The sequence below is a fragment of the Pseudomonas sp. LJDD11 genome (assembly GCF_024584215.1).
GTDB lineage: Bacteria > Pseudomonadota > Gammaproteobacteria > Pseudomonadales > Pseudomonadaceae > Aquipseudomonas.
Window position 1 is genome coordinate 145,136 of sequence record NZ_JANJFL010000004.1, and the last position, 13,622, is coordinate 158,757.

Below are 13,622 nucleotides of genomic sequence, written 5' to 3' on the forward strand. Positions count from 1 at the left end.
TTTCCGGAGAACAACGTTCATGAACATGACCTCGAAACAGACCCTGGCGCTGTGCGGCGCGGCGCTGTTGCTCGCCGCGATCGGGCTGTACGCACTGGCCGGTCAGGGCGATCGGCAGAGCACCGATGACGCCTTCATTGCGGCCGATTACTCGGTGGTCGCGCCCAAGGTCTCGGGCTTTATCAGTGAGGTGCTGGTGGACGATAACCAACAGGTCAAGGCCGGGCAGTTGTTGGCGCGAATTGATGACCGTGATCTGCAGACGGCCGTTACCGCTGCCGAGGCCGAGGTGCAGGCGGCCACCGCCCGGCGCGATGAGGCCAGCGCCCTGTTGCAGCGCCAGGACTCAGTGATCGCCAAGGCCCGCGCCGCGTTACTGGCCAGCCAGGCGGCGCTGACCTTTGCCGGCCAGGAACGTACCCGTTATGAGCATCTGGCCGGCAGCGGCGCCGGCACTGTGCAAAATGCCCAGCAGGCACGCACCCGGATCGAAACCGCCAATGCCCAGCACAGCAGTGCAGTGGCATCGCTGGCTGCCGAGCATAAACAGGTCGACATCCTCCTCGCCCAGCAACACAGCGCTGAAGCCGCCTTGCTGCGCGCGACTGCGGCGCTGGAGCAGGCGCGCCTGCAATTGTCATACACCCACATCGTCGCACCGATTGACGGCACGGTGGGCGAGCGGGCCTTGCGGGTCGGTAATTACGTGGTGCCGGGCAGCCGCCTGCTGTCGCTGGTGCCGTTGCAGCAGGCGTATGTTGTCGGCAACTTTCAGGAGACCCAGTTGACCCACGTGAGCATCGGCCAGCCGGTGCAGGTGCGTGTCGACACTTATCCGGACCAGCTACTCAAGGGCCATGTCGACAGCATCGCGCCGGCCACCGGGGTGACCTTTGCCCTGATTAAACCGGATAACGCCACCGGCAACTTCACCAAGGTCGTGCAGCGCATTCCGGTGAAAATCGTCCTTGAGCCGGGTCAGCCACTGGCCCGGCAACTGCGGGTCGGCATGTCGGTACAGGCCAGCATCGATACCGAGGCGTTGCACGCCGCTGAGCAGGTGACGACGCGATGACCGGGTTACGAATCTGCGCGTTGGGTGTGATCGCTTGTGCGGTTTTGAGTGGCTGCCAGGTGGGCAAGGATTTTCAGCGGCCAGAGAGCGACAGCCGCATCGAATGGTTGCCGGTCAGTGGTGAGGCGGCGCCCAGCCAGCCGGTTGCTGCGCCGATCAATGCGCGCTGGTGGGAGGTGTTCAACGACCCGCTGCTGTCGTCGCTGATCGACCGCGCAACGCAGGCGAGCCTTGATCTGCGTATTGCCGCCACGCGTCTGGAGCAAAGCCGGGCGGCGTATCGAGTGAGCACTGGTGAGCAGTTGCCGCAGCTCGATGGCACTCTCGGCTACCAGCGCAAGCGCAACAGTGGCAAGGGCTTGAACGATCCATCCGGCCAGCAGGGCAGGGCGCCGTTTGAGCAGTGGGACAGCGGCCTGAGCGCCAGTTGGGAGCTCGATTTCTGGGGCCGGGTACGCCGCGAAATCGAGGCTGCCGGCGCCCGGGTCGAGATGGCTGAGAGCGATCAGCGCGCGGCCTTGCTGGCCTTACAGGCCGAGGTGGCGCGCCAGTATCTGGCCCTGCGTGGCGTGCAGAGCAGCCATGAGGTGACCCGCCAGAATCTGGCGCTGGCGCGCAGCAGCCTTGAGCTGTCTCGCGAGCGGCTGCGCAACGGCGTCGCCACCGAGCTGGATGTGGCTGAAGCGGCGGCGCAAGTCGCGGCGGTGGAATCGCGCTTGCCGGTGCTGGAGCAGCGTCAGGCGCAGTTGATCAACGCCTTGGGCCTGCTGCTGGCGCAAGCCCCGCGGGCCTTGCAGCGCGAGCTGGAGCAGCCGGTACAAATGGCCGCCGTGCCGTTGCAGGTTCCGGTCGGCTTGCCATCGGAGCTGGCCGAACGGCGTCCGGACATCCGCCGCGCCGCCGCCCACCTGCATGCCGCGACGGCCAGCACGGGCGTGGCGCAAGGTGATTTCTACCCGCGCATCACCCTGTCAGGCAATGTCGGTCTGCAAGCGTTGCAGTTGTCCGACCTGGGCAGTTGGGGGGCGCGGCAATTCGCGTTCGGGCCGCAGCTCAGCCTGCCGATTTTCAATGGCGGGCGCTTGCGCGGCATGTTGCAACTGCGTGAGGCCCAAGAACAGGAGGCGGCGCTGGCCTACCAGCAGACCGTGCTGCGAGCCTGGCAGGAAATCGACGATGGCATGAGCCTGTACAACGCCAGCCAGTTGCAGCAGCGCAAGCTCCAGGAGGCGGTGCAACATAACCGGATGGCTCTGGCCGCCGCCAAACGCCAGTACGTCGAGGGTGTGGTGGACTTTCTCAATGTGCTGTCGGTGCAGCGGGCGTTGCTCAGTACCCAGCAGCAGTGGGTCCAAAGCTCCACCACCCAGGCCCAGGCCTTGGTCAGCCTGTATGCAGCGCTGGGCGGTGGCTGGTGAGGCCGCCACCGCCCACCACGCTCAGGGTTTGAGCGCAGCCTGCTCTTCCAGGCGGTCGGTTTCGAACAGTTGCTCAAGTTCCTTGCGCGCCTCGCGGGCGGTCTGCAGAACCTTGGCAGCGTCGTCGTAGACCTTGTGCTGTTCGGCCAGCACTGCTTCGTCATGGCACTTGAAGCGCTGGATGCGCGCCTGGGCCTGGCTTTCCGAGAGGCCCAGGCCAAGCAGGGTCTGGCGGCCCATTTCCAGGCTTGAGTGGAAGGTTTCGCGCACCGCATGGGCACCGACGTCGATCAGCCGGTGCACGTGCTGGCGGTTGCGCGCCCGGGCGATGATCTTCATGTGCGGGTAGAGCTTGCGCACCAGTTCGGCGGTCTTGATGTTGGTGTCCGGGTCGTCGGTGGCGATGACAAAGAATTCGGCGTCCTGGACCCTGGCGGCGCGCAGGATTTCCGGGCGCAGCGGGTCGCCGTAAAACACCGGCACATTGCCGAAGCTGCGGGTGAACTCGATGGTTTCCACCGACATGTCCAGGGCCACGAAAGGGATCTGCTGGGCACGCAGGATCCGCGCGACGATCTGCCCCATGCGGCCCATGCCGGCAATCACTACCCGCGGGTTGTCGCTGTGGATCTCACTGTACTCCTCGGGCACCGGGGCGGCGGCTTTGGGGCGCGGCTTGATCCAGCGTGCCACGGCCATGAACAGCAACGGGGTCATGGCCATCGACAAGGTGATGGTCAGCACCAGAATGTCGTAGACCCGTGGCTCGAACAGGCCATTGCTGCTGCCGAGCTTGAACACCACGAAGGCAAACTCGCCACCGGCAGCCAATACCAGCCCTAACTGAAATGCACTCTGGCGCTCCAGCCCGGCAGCCATGCGGCCGATGAACATCAGCAGCGGCAGTTTCAGGGCAATCAGCAGCAGGGTCAGGCCCAGCACAGTAACCGGAGCACTGAGCAGCAGGCTCAGGTTGGCACCCATGCCGACGCTGATGAAAAACAGGCCCAGCAGCAGGCCCTTGAACGGCTCGATCTGCGCTTCGAGCTCATGGCGGTATTCGGAATCAGCCAGCAGCAGGCCGGCCAGAAACGCGCCCAGGGCCATCGACACACCGACCAGCTCCATCAGCCAGGCGGTGCCGATCACCACCAACAGGGCGGTGGCGGTGGACACTTCCTGGATCTTGGTCCGTGCCACGATGCGAAACACCGGACGCAGCAGGTAACGCCCGCCAATCACCACGATCGCGATGCTGCCGACCACTTCCAGGGCGTGGGTCAGGCTTGCACCAGGGGCGAGGTCCTGATTGGCACCGGCCAGCACTGGCACCAGGGCAATCAGCGGGATGGCGGCGATGTCCTGAAACAACAGAATGGCAAATGCAGTGCGCCCGTGCGGGCTGTTGAGTTCTTTACGCTCGGCCAGGCTTTGCAAGCCGAACGCCGTTGAAGACAGTGCTAGGCCCAGGCCGAGCACGATCGCGGTGTTCAACGGCTGGTCGAACGCCAGCAGGGCGATGCCGCCAATCACCACGCCGCACAGCAGCACCTGCAGCATGCCGACCCCGAACACCGCTTTGCGCATGACCCACAAGCGCTTGGGCGACAGCTCCAGGCCAATGATGAACAGTAGTAATACCACCCCAAGTTCCGAGATGTGGCTGACACTCTCTGGATTCCCTATCAGGCCCAGCACCGAGGGGCCGATGATCACACCGGCGAACAGGTAACCCAGCACCGAGCCCAGTTGCAGGCGCTTGGCCAGCGGAACGGTGAGGACGGCGGCGAACAGGAAAACGACAGCGGCCTGCAGCAGGCTGCCTTCATGGGGCATGGTCAAACTCCTTTGCATAACAGCAGCATCAGGCCGTGCGCCTGAGCAGAGCGGCATTAAACACAGGCATTGTTGACAGGGCAATGTCGGCGGCGTTGCATCGCGCTCGCACAGGCGCCAGAGAAGGGCGCTGGATGGTTTATTGCGGTGCTGCTCTGCGCGTAACATAGGCGCGCCTGGCTGCTGCAATCGGGCAGCCCATGTTGAATTGACAGGAACCCTCATGAGTAACAAACAACGCTTGATCTATTCGCTGCTGATTGCCTTGGGCGTGCTGGCAATCATGCTTGGACTCACCCGTTTACAGGATACCGGTGTGATCAGCGAAAAAACCTTCCAGTACATTGCCATCGCGGTGGCGGTGCTGGTGGTGGTTCTCAACGGCATCATGCGCCGCAAGGTCAAGCGTTGAGCATTGCTGGTATCCGGTTCACTGGACTGGCTGGTCATCTTCCGTGTTCAGCCATTGCAGTGCCTTGGGATGCAAGGAGTAGGTCTTGTCGCTGGCCAGTACAATCACGCCTTCGTCACACAGCCGCTTGAGCACTTCGCGCACGCTGAGAAACGACAGCGGCACATCCAGGCGCAACAAGTGGCTGTGAATGCCGCGAACCCCCATGGGCTGACCTTCTTCGCCAGCAGCCAGCAGGGTGTCGAGTACTTTGAGCCGAACCAGGCTGGTACGCAGCCCGAAAGCTTTGAGCAAGGCTCTGATCTGTTCGTTGCCGCCCCGTTCGTGGTCGGCCGGCGCGGCGCTGGCCTGGGCGGCCATGGCCGTCTGCTTCAGGATGGAACGGGTGGTGATTCCTTGGCGGTTGAGCATGCGCAAACTCCCTTTCAGGCTTCAATTTTCTCGGTTTCCATCTACTAAGACGGATGAGCGCGAAAAAACCTCATCTGCCGGGCGAAATAATTTGCCGGCAGGCACTGTCGGGATGCTCAAAAAGCTCTCGCAGACCTTTATATCCGTGGCCTGCAAGGGATCATGAAGATTTTTTAAGGTTGCGTGTCGGGAGGTGAGCCCGATCAACTGCGCGGAGGCGTGGCGGGCTGGCGATACAGCACCGGGTTGCCCTGGGCGTTGGGGATGATCTGCACCGGCAGTACCTGTGGCAGTGCATTGACCAGTGCCGACATCTCTCGGGTGTTGTAATTGAGGCCCAGGCGCAGATCGCCGGTTGCACTGTCGGCGAGCATCACCGGTGTGCTCAGGTAGCGGTTGATCAGCGGCAGTGCCAGGCGCAGCGGCAGGTCATTGAACACCAGCTTGCCGTAACGCCAGGCCAGGCTGGTGTCGGCCGTGCGGGAGTGGCTGATGGTCGGTTGCGTATCACCGGCCTGGTAACCCGCCTGCATACCGGGCCTGAGCTGCACGCTGTGCTCGGGGTGGGCGCGGTCACTGACCACCTGGACCGAACCCTCGACCAGCATGACCTGCACCTGCTGCTGGTACAGCCATACGTTGAAGCGCGTGCCGGTGGCCTCGATGCTGCCCTGGCCGGCCTGCACGATGAAGGGATGCAGGGCATCGCGCGCCACTTCAAAGAACGCTTCGCCTTTATCCAGGCTGATGATGCGTCGGTCCCGGTAGCCGGTATAGGTCAGACGGGTATTGATATTGAGTTCCACCCGGCTGCCGTCGGGCAGTGTGACAATGCGCGTGTTTTTGTCGGCTTGCTGACTCTCGTACTGGCTCGGTATCCAGCCTTGGTGCCAGCCGACCAGTAATGCCATGGCACTGGCAGCGGCAAACAAAAAGACCTGCCGGTGACGTCTTGGTCGGCTGCCGGGGGGCGCGGCGTTGTCGGCCACAGGCGAGACTGGCGCTGTGATTGCGGGCTTGAGTCCTTCGCAGGCGGCCCAGGTGCCGCCCATGGCCTGGTACTCGCGGGCATGGCGTGGATCAGCGGCCAGCCACTGGGTGAACTGATGGCGCTCGACGTCCGTGCAATCGTCTTCCTGCAGGCGCATGAACCACTGCGCAGCGGTCTCGATGATCGCGTCGTCGCTGACTTGACTGGACGTTGTCTGGTGCATGGGTTCTCCGCTGTCGCCAGAAAGGATTCTACCTCTGGCTATTGACGAGTGAGAACCATGGATAACCAGTCAGGCTCATATCTGGTTGCATTTTTCTGTAAATGTCACACGCTCTCATTCATTTAGTCGAAAACGTGGTTTTTCTGGCGTCAGAAACGCTCTGGAGCGGCTTCTTCAGCTGTCACCTGCACCAATGTGGATGAATCTGCTGCCTGCGGTTCAGGCGGGGCGAAGATGATTCGCCGGTCGGCATCATGGGGGGCACACGCTACCGTTCGTCGTGGTCAGGCTTGCGGGGTTGTCATTATCCTAATACTGTACGCCCATACAGTATTTCGAGGTTGACGATCATGTTGATGGAGTCCGTGCAGAACAGCGTAGCGAATGTAGTGCGTCCTGGCGCCATGTTCGAAGAAATGCAGCGTGAGGATTTCCTGGCTCTGGCAGCTGCCTTGCGCCAGTTCAATCTCTACCAGCCGTTGGCGGCCGAGCGGGAGGTAACCTCCTGTTTCGATCGAGAGCCACGCCTGGCCTTGGTCATGGAATCCTGAGCGCGGGACATCCGTCACACTGGCAAAATAGGGTTTATGGTATGAGTGTCGACCTGGTTTGGGGGCACTCACATGGATACGTTTGCAACCCGTTTGAAACAAGAGCGCAAGACTCTAGGGCTGACCCAGCAGCAGTTTGCGAGCCTGGGCGGTGTGGAGGTTAATGCACAGGCGATGTATGAAAGCGGCGTGCGGGTTCCGCGATCTGCGTACCTGGTTGAACTATGGCAAAACGGCGTTGATGTTCTTTACCTGATTTCAGGCAGGCGCACGGCGCTTGACCTCGACAGGTTGTCTGCAACCGAGCGCGAGGTGATCACCAGTTTTCGTGCCATGGCGCCGGAAGACCGAGAGTCGATCAGTGCGCTGACGGCCTCTCTGTCTGAGCGCATGCGCAAACAGTAAATCAGGGCATGGCTTGTTTGTGAGTATATGAAACATATATGCTTCGTATATTCAACGCAGAGGGGCAAGCATGGGCCTGGTAAAAATTTCTGAACACATGCACGCCAATGTGCGTGCTGCCAGTGCGGCGCTAAGCCGCTCTATCAACGCGCAAGCCGAACACTGGATGCGGGTTGGGATGTTGGCTGAACTCAATCCGGCACTGACCTACAGCGAAATCTGCCAGTTGCTGCTCAAGGCTGAAAGTAATGGCGGCGCAGCGCTGGGTGTGCAGGTTCTGGACCTGCCAGCGGTCGAGAAGGTGGCTTCATGAGCCGTGGCATTACCATTAAAACTGCGCAGGATATCGAAGCGCTGCGCGTTTCCGGTCGGCTTGCGGCTGACGTGCTGGCGATGATCGCACCTTATGTCAAAGCGGGCGTCAGTACCGAGGCGCTGGATGACATCTGTAATCAGTACATCGTCAATGAGCTTAAGGTGATTCCTGCCAACGTCGGTTATCACGGCTTCACCAAGACCACCTGCATTTCTCCCAATGCCGTGGTTTGCCATGGTATTCCTTCGGCATCGGACATCCTCAAGGACGGTGATATCGTCAATATCGATGTGGCGGTGATCAAGGATGGCTGGTTTGGCGATACCAGCCGCATGTATCTGGTGGGTGAAGTCAGCCCGCTGGCCAGGAAACTGGTCGAGACCACCTATGAAGCGACCTGCGCCGGCATTCGTGCGGTTCGCCCCGGCGCGACGCTGGGTGATATCGGCCACGCCATCCAGACCGTTGCCCATCGTGATGGCTTCAGTGTTGTGCGTGAGTACTGCGGTCATGGTATCGGCCGGGTGTATCACGAAGAGCCTCAGGTTCTGCATTACGGCACGCCGGGCAAGGGGCTGCGGCTCAAGCCTGGCATGGTGTTCACCATTGAGCCGATGATCAATGCCGGCAAACCGGGGACCAAGACCCTGGCTGATGGCTGGACGGTGTTGACCCGTGATCTATCGTTGTCGGCGCAATGGGAGCACATGGTGGCGGTCACGGATGACGGCTTTGAGGTATTGACGCCCTGGCCTGATGGTCCGGGTGATTATCCCGCCATTTGAACCCGGCGGCCCGGTCTTTGACCGGGCTATTTGCGTGCCCGGCAGGCGTTCAGATTGACCGGCCCGACGAACTCGTTGCCACGGCCTGTTACACAGGCAATAAGCTGGTTACGCTGACGCTCCCACTCTTGAACCGGATAAGTCTTGTTCCAGGCCTGGAACAATTGCTGGTCCTGGCGCGACAGGCGCAGTTGGTAGCGTTTGCTCATGTACAAATGAGTGCGGGCGACCATGCCGCGAACTTGGGTGCGCGGCATGACCTTGCGGGCCTTGAAGTCTATCTGGGTCTGGCATGCGCCATACTGGCTCTGCCGCGTCGGCAGCCAGGCAAAGCTGAAGTTACTGCGGTCGGCGTTCACTTCGCCGATGGCAGGCACCAGATTGTGCAGGTCGGCTTCGGCAAGCTGAAACCGCCTGTCGTTGCGTGAGCAGTTGGCGCGGCCGCCGTTTTGCCAACACAGTCGTTGATGACCGATTTGCCAGGCCGACACGATATGCTCCCATTCGACGCGCCTGGCACGCTGCGGATTCTTGCGAGGTATGTACCCGCAACTGGCCAGGTCGATACGATTGCCCCTGTACTTGCAGCCACAGTAGAACTCGGTGGACTGCGCAGCATAGAGCGTTCTGGCGACTTTCTTGGCCTCGCTGAAGGTTCGCGGCGCTGCGGCCTGGGTCTGTAACGACAGGCCCACCAGCAGCACCGCACACCAGCCCGTGTAAAATCTGCCAGGCATGCCGTCAGTCTTCTTTCGGTACGGTCCAGAACAACTGCACACCGCCATCGTCGCGCCAGGCGAGGGTGACGTTGTCATTTTCGGAGATTTCTTCGAGCAGACGTGCCCAGTCCTCGTTCAGCTCGCCGGCCTGAGGCAGCAGCAGGGCGGTACGGGCTTTTTGCGCTGCCGGGGCATTGATGATTTTCTGGATGCGCATACCGAGACGCTCGTAAGTGCCGGGTGAGGCGGGCGCTGCATTTTGTTTTGCCACCTGAAGCATTCCTTGTTTTGCTGTATGCGCATACAGTATTTTAACTGGCGCGCTTTCGCAACAGGCGTGGCGATAGCGTAAATGACAATTCATTACCCGTTGTGCCCGGCCCAACGGTATTGAAGAAATGCCGGAACTGGCCGATTCCCTGTCAGCGATCTGAATTGAACAGGGAGGGAGCATGTCATTGTCAATCGCAATGGCTGGTGCATCGGTCAGGTTTGCCGGGGTGGCCAGCACGCCGACTGATGTCGCGGCCAGTGAGGCTGAGCGCGAAGAAGCGTTGGCCGGGTTACAGGTGCCTGATGATCTTTCGCCCAAGGCCGGCAAGAAGAGCGGCTCGGGGCAGGGGCAAGTGGTCGATACCTTGCTTGACCGGTTGTCAGAGCTGCATGAGCGTCTGCGGCGTTTGCGTCAGGAACTGCGTGCTGCGGTCAATTCGCCCAATCCGGACATCGTACGCTTACCGCGTATCCTCAGCCTTCAGCGGCAGATCACCGTGACTAACGGCGACATCCAATTGGTATCGGGCCTGCTGATCAACGCATTGAACAGAACCACCGGTAGCGGCGTCAGCACCCAGGCTTGATGGCGATAGGTCATCAGGTTGACAAACCTTGAATGGTTTTCGATAGTGAGTGTCTCGCAAACGTTTGCGCGCCGCACAATAATCACAAGATCGGAGATGCATTCATGAAGCTGCCCTTTGCTGGCCGTCTGCTCGCTGTCGCTGTATTTGCCTCGCTCACCAGCCTTATCCCCTTGTCATCGGCTTACGCTCAAACGGAACAAAAGCCCAAAGTCGCTCTGGTCATGAAGTCGTTGGCCAATGAATTCTTCCTGACCATGGAAGACGGCGCCAAGGCTTACCAGAAAGAGCATGCCGGAGATTTCGATCTGATCTCCAATGGCATCAAGGATGAGTCCGATACCGCCAGCCAGATTCGTATCGTCGAGCAGATGATCGTCTCGAAAGTCGATGCGCTGGTCATTGCGCCGGCTGATTCCAAAGCGCTGGTGCCGGTGATCAAGAAAGCCGTGGATGCAGGTATCAAGGTCGTCAATATCGACAACCAGCTCGATGCCGCAGTGCTCAAGAGCAAGAATATCGAAGTACCTTTCGTAGGGCCTGACAACCGCAAGGGTGCGCAACTGGTCGGCGATTACCTGGCCGAGCAACTGCAAGCGGGGGATGAAGTCGGCATTATCGAAGGCGTGCCGACCACCACCAATGCCCAGCAACGCACGGCAGGCTTCCAGGATGCCATGCAGGCGGCGCAGATCAAGGTGGTTTCAGTGCAGTCCGGCAACTGGGAGATCGACAAGGGCAACGCCGTCGCGGCGGCAATGCTCAATGAATACCCCAACCTCAAGGCGCTGCTGGCTGGCAATGACAGCATGGCGCTGGGCGCTGTTTCGGCGGTGCGTGCGGCGGGCAAGGCCGGTAAGGTCAAAGTGGTCGGCTACGACAACATCAACGCCATCAAGCCGATGCTCAAGGACGGTCGTATCCTCGCCACAGCCGACCAGTTCGCTGCACGTCAGGCGGTATTCGGCATTGAGGCTGCGCTCAAGTCCCTCAAGGGCGAGCCGCTGGGCAGCGTCAATGGCGTGATCCAGACCCCGGTGGAACTGGTTACCCAGGCCAGGTAAGAGGTACAACCTATGTCAGCCTCTACAGAGGTCGTGCTCTCGGTGCACGGTATCGGCAAGCACTATGCTCAGCCGGTGCTCGCTGATATCGACCTGACTCTGCTGCGCGGCGAGGTATTGGCCCTGACCGGCGAGAACGGCGCAGGCAAAAGCACCTTGTCGAAGATCATCGGCGGGTTGGTGGTGCCTGGCACCGGGCAGATGCAGTTCATGGGGCAGGCCTATCAGCCGGCCAGCCGGACCCAGGCCGAGCAGCTCGGGGTGCGCATGGTCATGCAGGAACTCAACCTGCTGCCGACCCTCACCGTCGCGGAAAACCTGTTTCTCGACAAATTGCCGCGTCGCGTCGGCTGGATTGACCGCAAGCGGCTGTGAGCCCTGGCCCCGGGGGGCAAGGCGGGGGGCGGGCCTCCAGGGGTAGGTCCCTGCAACCCCGGTGCCCGATTGGGCGTCGGCCATCAACAGATGGTCGAGATCGCTCGTAACCTGATCGGCGATTGTCGGGTGCTGATTCTTGACGAGCCCACGGCCATGCTCAGCGCACGGGAGGTCGGCTTGCTGTTCGAGCAGATCGCCCGTTTGCAGGCAGGCGGCGTGTCGATCATCTATATCTCGCATCGTCTCGAAGAACTGGCACGGATCGCCCAGCGCATTGCGGTGTTGCGCGACGGCAGGCTGGTGTGTGTCGAGCCCATGAGTCGCTACGACAGCCAGCAACTGGTGGCGCTGATGGTGGGGCGCGAGTTGGGTGAACAGTTCGACATGGGTCAACGGCACATCGGCGAAGTCGCGCTGGCGGTGCGTGGCCTTGGGCGCAAGGGCAAGGTTGACAATGTCTCGTTCGAAGTACGCCAGGGCGAGATTCTCGGCATTTGCGGGCTGGTCGGCGCCGGGCGCACTGAGTTGCTGCGCCTGATCTACGGTGCTGACCGCGCCGACGCCGGGCAGATCGAGGTGGGGCAGCCATTGCGTGTGGTGAACATTGACTCACCCAGTGATGCGGTGCGCCACGGCATTGCACTGATCAGCGAGGACCGCAAAGGAGAAGGGCTGCTGTTGTCGCAAAGCGTCAGTGCCAATATCGCTCTGGGCAATATGCCGGCCATCGCCCGTGGCAGCATTGTCAGTGCAGCGCGTGAGCGAGCCTTGGCGCTGCGTCAGGTCGAAGCGTTGCGAGTTCGCTGCTCCGGGCCTGACCAGGAAGTCGGGCAGTTATCAGGCGGCAATCAGCAGAAAGTGGTGATCGGTCGCTGGCTGGAGCGCGACTGCCCGGTGATGCTGTTTGATGAGCCGACCCGAGGTATTGATATTGGTGCCAAATTCGATATCTACGCGCTGCTGGGCGAACTGACCCGCAAGGGGCGCGCGCTGGTGGTCGTGTCCAGCGACCTGCGCGAGCTGATGCTGATCTGCGACCGTATCGCCGTGCTTTGCGCCGGGCGCCTGATCGATACCTTCGAGCGTGCCACCTGGACCCAGGACCAACTGCTGGCGGCTGCGTTTGCCGGTTATCAGACCTCTACTGCGCAGCCTGTCGAGAGCGCTGCCGGGATTAACCAATGAATTCTTCAACCGATACTTCGGCCACATCGCTGGCGGCTCGCCGTGGCGCCCACTATTTCGGGCTGGGCACCTATCTGGGCTTGGCGGGCGCGTTGCTGGCGATGGTTGTGCTGTTCTCACTGCTCAGCGAACACTTTTTGTCTTACCAGACCTTCAGCACCCTGGCCAACCAGATTCCTGATCTGATGGTTCTGGCCGTGGGCATGACCCTGGTACTGATCATTGGCGGTATCGACCTGTCCGTCGGGTCGGTGCTGGCCCTGGCCGCCTCGGCGGTCAGTGTCGCGATCCTCGGTTGGGGCTGGAGTGTTGTGCCCGCCGCGTTGCTGGGTATGGCGTGTGCAACCCTGGCAGGGGCGGTGACGGGTTCGATTACTGTGGCCTGGCGCATCCCGTCGTTCATCGTTTCGTTGGGCGTACTGGAAATGGCCCGTGGCCTGGCCTATCAGATGACCAACTCGCGCACGGCTTATATCGGCGACGCATTCGCCTGGTTTTCCAATCCGATCGCCTTTGGGGTCGCGCCGTCGTTTCTGATCGCGTTGTCAGTGATTTTTGTGGCTCAGGCGGTGTTGACGCGCACCGTGTTCGGTCGTTACCTGATCGGCATTGGCACCAACGAAGAGGCGGTGCGGCTGGCGGGCATCAACCCAAAACCCTACAAAATCATGGTGTTCGCCCTTATGGGGCTGCTCGCCGGGCTGGCGGCGCTGTTTCAGATTTCCCGTCTCGAAGCGGCCGACCCCAATGCTGGCGCGGGTCTTGAGCTGCAAGTCATTGCTGCGGTAGTTATCGGTGGCACCAGCTTGATGGGCGGGCGCGGGTCGATCATCAGCACCTTCTTTGGTGTGCTGATCATCTCGGTGCTGGCCGCCGGGTTGGCGCAGATTGGTGCCAGTGAACCGACCAAACGCATCATTACCGGTGCGGTGATTGTGATTGCCGTGGTGCTCGACACCTACCGCAGTCATCGCGCCAAACGGCAGGGCTGAA

15 protein-coding genes and 2 pseudogenes are annotated in these 13,622 nt (G+C 61.2%); 12 read left to right on the plus strand and 5 right to left on the minus strand.

What is annotated here, in order from left to right; genetic code table 11:
- Window positions 1–19: 19 nt before the first annotated feature.
- Together NRB16_RS06970 and NRB16_RS06975 are read left to right on the plus strand one after the other, a co-directional pair.
- Complete coding sequence (locus NRB16_RS06970; RefSeq protein WP_045490318.1) at window positions 20–1,075, plus strand: HlyD family secretion protein; 1,056 nt, start codon at window positions 20–22, stop codon at window positions 1,073–1,075.
- Complete coding sequence (locus NRB16_RS06975) at window positions 1,072–2,493, plus strand: efflux transporter outer membrane subunit (RefSeq protein ID WP_045490321.1); 1,422 nt, start codon at window positions 1,072–1,074, stop codon at window positions 2,491–2,493. Before NRB16_RS06970 ends, NRB16_RS06975 begins: the two co-directional genes overlap by 4 nt.
- 21 nt (window positions 2,494–2,514) lie before the next feature.
- Here NRB16_RS06975 and NRB16_RS06980 read toward each other — a convergent pair whose 3' ends face one another.
- On the minus strand, window positions 2,515–4,329 hold the full coding sequence (locus NRB16_RS06980) for a monovalent cation:proton antiporter-2 (CPA2) family protein (protein ID WP_253140472.1): 1,815 nt from the start codon (window positions 4,327–4,329) through the stop codon (window positions 2,515–2,517).
- A 223-nt stretch (window positions 4,330–4,552) separates the two neighbouring features.
- On the opposite strand from NRB16_RS06980, the gene NRB16_RS06985 reads away from it, so the two are divergent.
- Window positions 4,553–4,741, plus strand: a complete 189-nt coding sequence (locus NRB16_RS06985; protein WP_045490327.1) for a hypothetical protein — start codon at window positions 4,553–4,555, stop codon at window positions 4,739–4,741.
- Window positions 4,742–4,759: 18 nt separating this feature from the next.
- Here NRB16_RS06985 and NRB16_RS06990 read toward each other — a convergent pair whose 3' ends face one another.
- Both NRB16_RS06990 and NRB16_RS06995 read right to left on the minus strand, forming a co-directional pair.
- Window positions 4,760–5,152 carry a Fe2+/Zn2+ uptake regulation protein gene (locus NRB16_RS06990; protein WP_045490330.1) on the minus strand — a complete coding sequence of 131 codons (393 nt, stop codon included), beginning with the start codon at window positions 5,150–5,152 and terminating at the stop codon, window positions 4,760–4,762.
- Between the two features lie 203 nt (window positions 5,153–5,355).
- Window positions 5,356–6,366, minus strand: coding sequence for a FecR family protein (locus NRB16_RS06995; protein WP_253140474.1), 1,011 nt, complete (start codon window positions 6,364–6,366; stop codon window positions 5,356–5,358).
- A gap of 350 nt (window positions 6,367–6,716) precedes the next feature.
- Between NRB16_RS06995 and NRB16_RS07000 the strand changes: the two genes are divergently transcribed.
- The 4 genes from NRB16_RS07000 (at window position 6,717) to map (ending at window position 8,423) form a co-directional block, all read left to right on the plus strand.
- Window positions 6,717–6,917, plus strand: a complete 201-nt coding sequence (locus NRB16_RS07000; protein WP_144403288.1) for a hypothetical protein — start codon at window positions 6,717–6,719, stop codon at window positions 6,915–6,917.
- A 72-nt stretch (window positions 6,918–6,989) separates the two neighbouring features.
- Window positions 6,990–7,322: a helix-turn-helix domain-containing protein gene (locus NRB16_RS07005; protein WP_045490334.1), complete on the plus strand. Its 333-nt coding sequence runs from the start codon at window positions 6,990–6,992 to the stop codon at window positions 7,320–7,322.
- A gap of 70 nt (window positions 7,323–7,392) precedes the next feature.
- Window positions 7,393–7,635, plus strand: coding sequence for a ParD-like family protein (locus tag NRB16_RS07010; RefSeq protein ID WP_045490335.1), 243 nt, complete (start codon window positions 7,393–7,395; stop codon window positions 7,633–7,635).
- The gene (map, locus tag NRB16_RS07015; RefSeq protein WP_045490338.1) at window positions 7,632–8,423 is read left to right on the plus strand and encodes a type I methionyl aminopeptidase; all 792 of its coding nucleotides are present in this window, start codon (window positions 7,632–7,634) and stop codon (window positions 8,421–8,423) included. Before NRB16_RS07010 ends, map begins: the two co-directional genes overlap by 4 nt.
- Before the next feature lie 26 nt (window positions 8,424–8,449).
- Here the strand turns inward: map and NRB16_RS07020 are convergent, their stop codons facing one another.
- Both NRB16_RS07020 and NRB16_RS07025 read right to left on the minus strand, forming a co-directional pair.
- A complete protein-coding gene (locus NRB16_RS07020; RefSeq protein WP_045490341.1) occupies window positions 8,450–9,160 on the minus strand; it encodes an endonuclease in 711 nt (236 codons plus the stop codon).
- 4 nt (window positions 9,161–9,164) lie between these two features.
- Window positions 9,165–9,413 (minus strand): DUF1654 domain-containing protein, encoded by a 249-nt coding sequence (locus NRB16_RS07025; RefSeq protein WP_084710253.1) that lies wholly within the window; start codon window positions 9,411–9,413, stop codon window positions 9,165–9,167.
- Window positions 9,414–9,594: 181 nt separating this feature from the next.
- On the opposite strand from NRB16_RS07025, the gene NRB16_RS07030 reads away from it, so the two are divergent.
- From NRB16_RS07030 to NRB16_RS07045, 5 genes and pseudogenes are all read left to right on the plus strand, one after another.
- On the plus strand, window positions 9,595–10,002 hold the full coding sequence (locus tag NRB16_RS07030; RefSeq protein ID WP_257105799.1) for a hypothetical protein: 408 nt from the start codon (window positions 9,595–9,597) through the stop codon (window positions 10,000–10,002).
- Window positions 10,003–10,106: 104 nt separating this feature from the next.
- Window positions 10,107–11,066, plus strand: a complete 960-nt coding sequence (locus tag NRB16_RS07035) for a sugar ABC transporter substrate-binding protein (protein WP_257105800.1) — start codon at window positions 10,107–10,109, stop codon at window positions 11,064–11,066.
- Window positions 11,067–11,078: 12 nt separating this feature from the next.
- A pseudogene (locus NRB16_RS29590) lies at window positions 11,079–11,438 on the plus strand (ATP-binding cassette domain-containing protein); the annotation flags it as partial.
- Window positions 11,439–11,510: 72 nt separating this feature from the next.
- Window positions 11,511–12,629: pseudogene (locus tag NRB16_RS07040) on the plus strand (sugar ABC transporter ATP-binding protein); the annotation flags it as partial.
- Window positions 12,626–13,621, plus strand: coding sequence for an ABC transporter permease (locus NRB16_RS07045; protein ID WP_257105801.1), 996 nt, complete (start codon window positions 12,626–12,628; stop codon window positions 13,619–13,621). The pseudogene NRB16_RS07040 and the gene NRB16_RS07045, both read left to right, overlap by 4 nt.
- Window position 13,622 lies beyond the last annotated feature (1 nt).

Bases quoted from the DNA above. Each gene is read 5' to 3' on its own strand.
- NRB16_RS07005 (WP_045490334.1), top strand. From the start codon at position 6,990: ATGGATACGTTTGCAACCCGTTTGAAACAAGAGCGCAAGACTCTAGGG.
- NRB16_RS07020 (WP_045490341.1), bottom strand. From the start codon at position 9,160: ATGCCTGGCAGATTTTACACGGGCTGGTGTGCGGTGCTGCTGGTGGGC.
- NRB16_RS07045 (WP_257105801.1), top strand. From the start codon at position 12,626: ATGAATTCTTCAACCGATACTTCGGCCACATCGCTGGCGGCTCGCCGT.
- NRB16_RS07010 (WP_045490335.1), top strand. From the start codon at position 7,393: ATGGGCCTGGTAAAAATTTCTGAACACATGCACGCCAATGTGCGTGCT.
- NRB16_RS06995 (WP_253140474.1), bottom strand. From the start codon at position 6,366: ATGCACCAGACAACGTCCAGTCAAGTCAGCGACGACGCGATCATCGAG.
- NRB16_RS07035 (WP_257105800.1), top strand. From the start codon at position 10,107: ATGAAGCTGCCCTTTGCTGGCCGTCTGCTCGCTGTCGCTGTATTTGCC.
- NRB16_RS06990 (WP_045490330.1), bottom strand. From the start codon at position 5,152: ATGCTCAACCGCCAAGGAATCACCACCCGTTCCATCCTGAAGCAGACG.
- NRB16_RS07000 (WP_144403288.1), top strand. From the start codon at position 6,717: ATGTTGATGGAGTCCGTGCAGAACAGCGTAGCGAATGTAGTGCGTCCT.
- NRB16_RS07030 (WP_257105799.1), top strand. From the start codon at position 9,595: ATGTCATTGTCAATCGCAATGGCTGGTGCATCGGTCAGGTTTGCCGGG.
- NRB16_RS06970 (WP_045490318.1), top strand. From the start codon at position 20: ATGAACATGACCTCGAAACAGACCCTGGCGCTGTGCGGCGCGGCGCTG.
- NRB16_RS06985 (WP_045490327.1), top strand. From the start codon at position 4,553: ATGAGTAACAAACAACGCTTGATCTATTCGCTGCTGATTGCCTTGGGC.
- NRB16_RS06975 (WP_045490321.1), top strand. From the start codon at position 1,072: ATGACCGGGTTACGAATCTGCGCGTTGGGTGTGATCGCTTGTGCGGTT.
- NRB16_RS06980 (WP_253140472.1), bottom strand. From the start codon at position 4,329: ATGCCCCATGAAGGCAGCCTGCTGCAGGCCGCTGTCGTTTTCCTGTTC.
- map (WP_045490338.1), top strand. From the start codon at position 7,632: ATGAGCCGTGGCATTACCATTAAAACTGCGCAGGATATCGAAGCGCTG.